The sequence below is a fragment of the Bacillus sanguinis genome, assembly GCF_018332475.1.
Taxonomy (GTDB): Bacteria; Bacillota; Bacilli; order Bacillales; family Bacillaceae_G; genus Bacillus_A; species Bacillus_A sanguinis.
The window spans coordinates 1-7714 of record NZ_BOQB01000084.1 but is presented as its reverse complement, the minus strand read 5'-3'; the positions used below and the strand labels follow the sequence as shown (position 1 = coordinate 7714).

8 protein-coding genes are annotated in these 7714 nt (G+C 35.0%); 3 read left to right on the top strand and 5 right to left on the bottom strand.

Going from position 1 to position 7714, the window contains the following annotated elements; translation table 11 throughout:
• The coding region (locus tag KI369_RS11015; protein WP_212955976.1) for a recombinase family protein at positions 1-209 on the bottom strand (209 nt) is incomplete at its 3' end.
• A gap of 180 nt (positions 210-389) precedes the next feature.
• Here KI369_RS11015 and KI369_RS11010 point away from each other — a divergent pair.
• From KI369_RS11010 to rnjA, 3 genes are all read left to right on the top strand, one after another.
• On the top strand, positions 390-1853 hold the full coding sequence (locus KI369_RS11010) for a SulP family inorganic anion transporter (protein WP_000229539.1): 1464 nt from the start codon (positions 390-392) through the stop codon (positions 1851-1853).
• Between the two features lie 22 nt (positions 1854-1875).
• Positions 1876-2295 (top strand): universal stress protein, encoded by a 420-nt coding sequence (locus KI369_RS11005; protein ID WP_000277007.1) that lies wholly within the window; start codon positions 1876-1878, stop codon positions 2293-2295.
• Positions 2296-2398: 103 nt separating this feature from the next.
• The gene (gene rnjA, locus KI369_RS11000; RefSeq protein ID WP_000854867.1) at positions 2399-4066 is read left to right on the top strand and encodes a ribonuclease J1; all 1668 of its coding nucleotides are present in this window, start codon (positions 2399-2401) and stop codon (positions 4064-4066) included.
• Between the two features lie 150 nt (positions 4067-4216).
• Here rnjA and KI369_RS10995 read toward each other — a convergent pair whose 3' ends face one another.
• From KI369_RS10995 to KI369_RS10980, 4 genes are all read right to left on the bottom strand, one after another.
• Complete coding sequence (locus tag KI369_RS10995) at positions 4217-4705, bottom strand: arsinothricin resistance N-acetyltransferase ArsN1 family A (RefSeq protein WP_000405749.1); 489 nt, start codon at positions 4703-4705, stop codon at positions 4217-4219.
• A gap of 110 nt (positions 4706-4815) precedes the next feature.
• Positions 4816-5886: a flavin-containing monooxygenase gene (locus KI369_RS10990; protein ID WP_000658827.1), complete on the bottom strand. Its 1071-nt coding sequence runs from the start codon at positions 5884-5886 to the stop codon at positions 4816-4818.
• Between the two features lie 26 nt (positions 5887-5912).
• Positions 5913-6116 carry a hypothetical protein gene (locus KI369_RS10985; RefSeq protein ID WP_000236376.1) on the bottom strand — a complete coding sequence of 68 codons (204 nt, stop codon included), beginning with the start codon at positions 6114-6116 and terminating at the stop codon, positions 5913-5915.
• 79 nt (positions 6117-6195) lie between these two features.
• On the bottom strand, positions 6196-7581 hold the full coding sequence (locus KI369_RS10980) for an FAD-dependent oxidoreductase (protein WP_000802654.1): 1386 nt from the start codon (positions 7579-7581) through the stop codon (positions 6196-6198).
• Positions 7582-7714: the final 133 nt, after the last annotated feature.

The following is a 7714-nucleotide window of genomic DNA, read 5'->3' as shown; positions in this document are numbered from 1 at the left end:
CGTGTTGAATCAGCTAATGTAAAAAGTTTTGTAACGACTATTTTATCACCTGGGTTCAGGTTACTTATCATACTTTTAAGTTGTGTTCTTTTTTTGGCTGATGAATGTTCCTCTGAAACGATTGTTGTACAATTTACTTTTTCTAATTTTTTTAGTTGTTCTTCGCATTTCAGATCATCTTGATACGGTCTCATATATCCGATTAACATACATGCTCTCCTAACAGTTAAGACGTTTCTTTTATCATACCATAACTTGGACGAGTAAAATAAGTATCAAAAAGGTTCCTTTTTGGGACGATAAGTGTTAGACTGTTTTTATCGTAATGTGAACACGGCTTTTATGAGACTTAAAAGCCAAAAAATAAATGATATGAGGTGTATAAAACAGTGGTAGAAAAATTAAAAACAGAATGGTTTTCAAATGTTAGAGCGGATATCCTTGCGGGGATTGTTGTTGCACTAGCATTAATTCCAGAGGCAATTGCATTTTCAATTATTGCAGGTGTAGATCCGATGGTGGGATTATATGCATCCTTTTGTATTGCAGTTATTATTGCCTTTGTAGGTGGTCGTCCTGGAATGATTTCAGCGGCAACAGGTGCAATGGCATTACTTATGGTTCCTTTAGTAAAAGAGCACGGGCTAAATTATTTATTAGCCGCAACAATTTTAACAGGTGTTATACAAATTATTTTTGGTGTATGTAAAGTAGCACGATTAATGAAATTTATCCCACGTGCTGTCATGATTGGGTTTGTTAATGCTTTAGCAATTTTAATTTTTATGGCTCAAGTACCACATTTTATTGGTATTTCCAATCTGACATATGTATTTGTTGCAATTACATTAGCAATTGTCTATATTGTACCGCGATTTATTAAATCAATTCCAGCTCCATTAATAGCGATTGTATTATTAACAGCGATTGCGATTTATATGCATTTGGACTTACGAACTGTCGGTGATTTAGGAGCGATTACAAAATCATTACCATCGTTCTTTATTCCAGACGTTCCATTCACATTTGAAACATTAAGCATTATTTTTCCATATTCCATTGCTTTAGCGATTGTTGGACTATTGGAATCTTTACTAACAGCGTCTATTGTAGATGACATGACTGGAACAGAAAGTAATAAAAATCAAGAGTCCCGAGGTCAAGGAATCGCTAATATTGTTACGGGTTTCTTTGGTGGTATGGCAGGTTGTGCAATGATTGGGCAATCTGTAATCAACGTAAAATCAGGCGGACGTGGTAGACTGTCTACTCTAATCGCAGGACTATTTTTAATGTTTCTCATCATTGTATTAGGAGATTTAGTTGTACAAATTCCAATGCCTGTTCTAGTAGGTATTATGATTATGGTTTCCATTGGTACATTTGATTGGTCTTCGTTCTCATATTTAGTAAAAGCGCCAAGAAGTGATGCAGCAGTTATGTTAGTGACAGTTATTATCGTAGTTGCAACGCATGATTTATCTAAAGGTGTAATTGCTGGTGTATTACTAAGTGCTATATTCTTTGTTGCTAAAATTTCAAAGATAAAAGTTACAAAACGACAAGATGGTTCAAATATGATATTTGATGTAGATGGTCAATTGTTCTTTGCATCTGTAGAAGGATTCGTAGAATCATTTGATTTTAATGTTAAAAATAGAAGCATTGTCATTGATTTCTCAAACACGCATGTTTGGGATGATTCGGCAGTTGGAGCTATCGACAAAGTTGTTATTAAGTACCAAGAAAATCAAAATATTGTTACCATTACAAACTTAAATTCTTCTAGTAAGAAACTCGTAGAAAAATTAGCTGTATATAATAACCCAAATAGAAAAGCTTCTTCACATTAATTCATGATTAGGAGTGAAAATTATGTATAAAAAAATCCTATTGGCTGTAGATGGTTCTGAACATTCCTTACGTGCTACACAAGAAGCAATAAAAATTGCATCCTTAGCTAACGAATGTACAGTTGAGATTGTATTTGTAGTTGATTATGCAAAAGCAAAGAATGAAGTTATTCACGCACAAGGGAAAGAAGAATTAGAGTTATCCCGTCGTAAGAGACTTTTACCTATTGAAGAAAAATTAAAAGAAAATCGTATTTCTTATGAAGTTAAAATATTACATGGTGAACCAGGGCTAACCATTGTAGAGCATGCGAATAAAGGTCATTTTGAATTAGTGGTACTTGGTAGTCGTGGACTCAATGCGTTGCAAGAAATGGTACTAGGAAGTGTGAGCCATAAAGTAGCTAAAAGGGTTCAATGTCCAGTACTGATTGTAAAATAATATATTTTTTGTATGATTCCTGATTTTGAAAATTCTTATTCAAAATCAGGAATTTTTATAATAAAGGAAACTTGAAATATTTTAATATGTAAGGAGTTGGCACATGAAAACACTACAAAGTGGAAAAACAAAGATTTTTGCTTTAGGTGGCCTTGGAGAAATTGGAAAGAATATGTATGTCATTGAGTATGAAGATGAAATCATCATTGTAGATGCCGGATTTAAATTTCCTGACTCTGAACTATTAGGTATTGATTATGTTATACCCGATTATACGTATCTAGAAAGAAATAAAGATAAAATAAAAGGATTATTCATCACACACGGACATGAAGATCATATTGGCGGGGTTCCCTTTCTATTTAAATGCATACAAGTACCGATATATGCTGGGAAGCTAGCTGCAGCATTAATTAAAAGTAAATTTGAAGAACATAATATCCGCCATGTTGAAATAAGAAATATATTGGATGAAACAGAAGTTAAATTTCAACACACGAAAGTACGTTTTTACCGAACAACACATAGTATTCCTGACGCATTTGGTATAGTAGTCACCACTCCAAATGGAAATGTTGTACATACTGGTGATTTCAAATTCGATTTTACACCCGCTGGTACTGAGGCGAACCTACACAAAATTGCTGAAATCGGAAAAGAAGGTGTATTGTGTTTACTATCCGACAGTACAAATAGTGAAGTTCCTGGCTTTTCAATGTCAGAAAAAAAGGTTGGGCAGTCTGTAAAGGAAATCTTTTCAGAGGCTCAGGGACGTATCTTATTTGCCACTTTTGCATCTAACGTTCACAGATTGCAACAGGTTGTAGAGGCTTCTATTTTGTATAATCGTAAAGTTGTAGTTGTAGGAAGAAGTATGGAAAAAACAATTCAAATCGGAAGAGACTTAGGATACATCCAAGCTCCAAAGGACATATTCGTTGGCGTACATGAAATCAATCATATTCCAAGTCACCAAGTAACTATTATATGTACGGGAAGTCAAGGGGAACCAATGGCAGCTTTATCAAGAATTGCATATAATAATCACCGACAAATTCAAATTATTCCTGGAGATACAGTTGTTCTTTCTTCCTCCCCGATTCCAGGGAATGTGTTAAGTGTTAACAGAACGATTAATCAACTATATCGAGTAGGTGCAAATGTAATTCATCATAAAATAAGTGATATTCATACATCTGGTCATGGAGCACAAGAAGAACAAAAATTGATGCTCTCCCTTTTAAAGCCGAAATATTTCATGCCTATTCACGGAGAATATCGTATGTTAAAAAAGCATGTAGAATTAGCTGTAGAATGTGGTGTCCCTTTAGAAAATTGTTTTGTTATGGATAATGGGCAAGTATTAGAAATCTCCAAAGGAGAGGCTAGAATTAGTAGTAAAACCATATCTTCTCAGGCTGTGTATGTTGACGGGAGTGGTATAGGTGATATTGGAAACATTGTTTTACGTGACCGTAGAATTTTATCTGAAGAAGGAATCATTATTATAAGCCTAAATTTAGATTGTAAACAAAAGCGATTAGTATCTCAGCCGGCGATTGTTACAAGAGGCTTTGTATATATGCGTGGATCAGAAGAACTCATGAAGAAAATAGAAGATATTGTAGAAGATTGTATATGTAATTTACTAAATGAAGGGATCATAAATTGGGCACAAATAAAACAAACACTTGTAGAAGTATTAAGTCCATTCTTATATTCCAAAACCGGACGTCGGCCAATGCTTCTTCCAATCATTATGGAAGTTTAAAAAGAAAAACATTCATAATATTTATACCTTATTTTATGTATTCCAATACGTCAGGTTCCAAACTATTAAGGTACTAGATTAATAAAAAGCAAAAACCAGTGATGCCACCAATCACTGGTTTTTGCTTTTGGATTTGAAATCATTACAATATTAGCCTAATAATTTTTCCATAATCATAACATCGACATGCTCGCCGTCCATGATTCCCTGTTTTTCAAATACCCCTACTTCTCGATAGCCCATTTTACGATATAACCCTTGGCCAAGATTATTAAAAGAAAAAGTGAATAAAACAAATTTATAGAATTCATTTTGTTGTCCATTTTTTTCTAGTGCTAAAAGTAAATTCTGTCCCAAACCTTTTCCTCTATATTCTCTTTTTATGTATATAGATAATTCTCCTACTCCACGATAGGCGCATCGATGACTGTATGGATTAATGGAAGCCCAGCCAACGATATGAGAATTTTCTTCCATGACAATTACTGAATATCTTTTTTCTCGTTGAAATAGCCATTCCATTACATATTTATCTGTTCTTATTTCTGTCTCTAAAGTTGCAATACGATCTTCGATACCCTCATTATAAATAGTCGTAATTTCTTGTACATCTTGTTCAGTTGCTTTTCTAATCTCCATACTTATTTCCCCCTAATCTCCCTTACCTTTACATTACTTTTGATTTTTGACTTAAGTTGTGCAATTTAAGGACGTAACCAAATCCCCACCAAGTCATAGGGTTAATATCATTATCTAAAATATTCATTTTTCAAATAGCTTATTAGCTTTCTCACAACAAATTTAGCATCCGATCCAACTCCCCTTAATGTCGCAGAAGAAAACGAACGTTGACCTTCCAAGCCAACATAATACACCCCTTGGACCTCTGTACTTACACCAGCTATTTGTAAAGGTCTTCCTTCTGAGTCCAGTGCTCCAATAGCATTGAAGTAAGAGAGATTAGGGTGATAGCCCGTTGCAAAAATGACCGTATCGATTGGCTCCTTCTTCCCATCAGGCCAAACTACACCATCAGTGTAAAAAGATGTAAACATAGACCTTTGATCTGGATTCCCCCTAGCTAATCGTTCCTTGTAATCACCTAAATCGATGACTCCTCCTGAACTCGGTGCTGTTTTTCCAAATCGCCAAAACGGAAAGGTATCTACACCTAATACCTTAAGCCAAAAATGTAAATCCTTCCCCCACACTTTTTGTTTCATGAGTTGAACAGGCTTTCGTACAGCTAAAGATACTTTACTTACATCGGCCAGTTCAAGTGCAATTTGGACAGCTGAATTTCTCCGCCCCACCACCACTACTCTTTGATTAATATACTGATTCGGACTCCGATACATAGCGGAATGTATAATATTCCCCTTGAATTCCTCTTGATCCTTTATTATCGGATTAAACGGACTGTGGAAAGAACCAGTTGCATTTATAATAGTTCTAGTCAAAAATGTCTTTCCAGAGACTGTTTGAACTTTAAATATTCCATCTTCTTTTTCTATAGATTCTACTCGCTGATTTAACATAACTGGTAGCTGAAAATTGTCCACATAATTTTGCAAGTAATCAATCACTTCGTTCCTCGTGGGATAATCATCAGGATGCCCTGGGAATTGCATTCCAGGTAACGATGAAAAACGTGCGGGAGAAAACAATTTCAGACTTTCATAATAGTAAGGCCAAGACCCAGCTGTTCGCTCACTCGCTTCTAATATTAAAAACTGTAATCCTTTTTTTTGAAGGTGATAACCAGACGCAAGACCAGCTTGCCCTCCTCCAATTACAATGGAATCTAATATTTCTTTCATCATTATCCCACCTTTGATTTACTTATTTAATTAGATTCTTTTAATTCTCGATACGCTTCAAGGAAACTCTGATAAGTTTTCTTTCCTAAACTGTTTTTTTCGAGTCTGAACATACTTTGAAAAACATAATCCTTTGCATTTTCAACATTACATTGGTGGGCATTCATTATTAATCTTATATAGGATACAAAATAGTCTTTCTTTAAATTACCCGCATGATTAATAACCATTTCATTGTGTTCTCCTTTCAAACTTAATTCTTCTGTAAGGAGGCGTAATATAAATTACTACTCCTTACAGTCAGTCTCCTTAACAACAAGATTCTGTACCACAACATGAATCATCTACTTTATTAGGCTTTACATTCACACTACAAACACCAGTCTCTGGCAAATCAAGTTCTACTTTTTCAGCTGCCTCATAATCACCAGTAAGGTAAGCAACTATAGATCTAACTTGTTCATATCCTGTCGCCATAAGGAAAGTAGGCGCTCTTCCATAACTTTTTGAACCTACAATATAGAAACCTTTCTCTGGGTGTCGAAGCTCTTTTTCACCATGGGGGCGAACAGTGCCACAACTATGAAGGTTAGGATCGATTAGTGGTGCTAAAGCCCCTACACTTTCAGTAGCAGTATCAATAGAAGTACGTATTTCACTTATCATAGATAAATTAGGACGATTCCCTGTATTTACAATCATCTCTTGGATATCAGTAATTTTTATTTCTTTCTCATCTTGATGACCTACAATGTCCATTCCATTTTTTGTACTAACTACGTATTGAATTTTATATGGTGTCATTACTTCCACGATTCCTTCATCAACCAATTGATGAATGTGGCTACCTAAGGTTCCGCGCGCTTCAAGAGCATCTTTTTCCTCTCCCCCGTATGCTTCTTCCACACGTTGCTTTCTCATAATCCATACAATCTTAGTCCCTGGATAGGACTCCTTTAATTTTGCCAACTCCAATAAAGCATTGATTGCAGAATGACCACTTCCAACGACAGCTACATGCTTATTGGCATATCGCTTTTGTTCGTTTCCTAATATATCTGGAATACCATAAAAAATATGCTCGTTAAGGGATTGCTCTTCTTTCAACCAGATACCATTAGAATTTGCCGGATTTGGATTTCCCCACGTACCGGAAGCATCTAATATCGCTCTAGCTTCATAAACTTGAAGTACACCTTCTTTTTCTGTATAGATCATAAATGGCATTTTTTCACGATTCGTTGTTTTCATTTTATCTGTATCCTTCTTACCTATAGATAGTACTTTAGTATTCAAATGGATAAATGGTTTAATTTCCGGAAGATTCGCAAGCGGTTGTAAGTATTGTTCTACAATTTCTCTTCCTGTTGGTAATGCTTTTATGTCTGGTGATTCCCAGCCATGTTGTTCAAGAAGAGCTAGAGCTGCTTTATCTATGTTATATTGCCAAGGTGAGAATAACCGCACATGGCCCCATGTAAGGATGTTTGAACCTATATTTGCCCCAGCTTCTAATAAGATAAATGATTCACCATGTTTTGCTAAATGTGCAGCTGCAGCTAAACCTACAGGACCTCCCCCAATAATGGCAACTGGTAACTGTTTTAATCCTTGCATATCGATATTGCTTTGTAATGTTTGATTGTCTGTTCCACAACAATCTTGTACTTTGAATGAAAGTTGAATAGGTTTCATAAAAAAACCTCCTAATTTTCTTTAAATTTGTAAGTGTAAAATATAAATTTAATTATTTAAATCAAAAAAAGTTGATTTAAATACCAGAATGATTATTCGAGTTTAATCATTTATAAAAAGCTGTATTGATCAA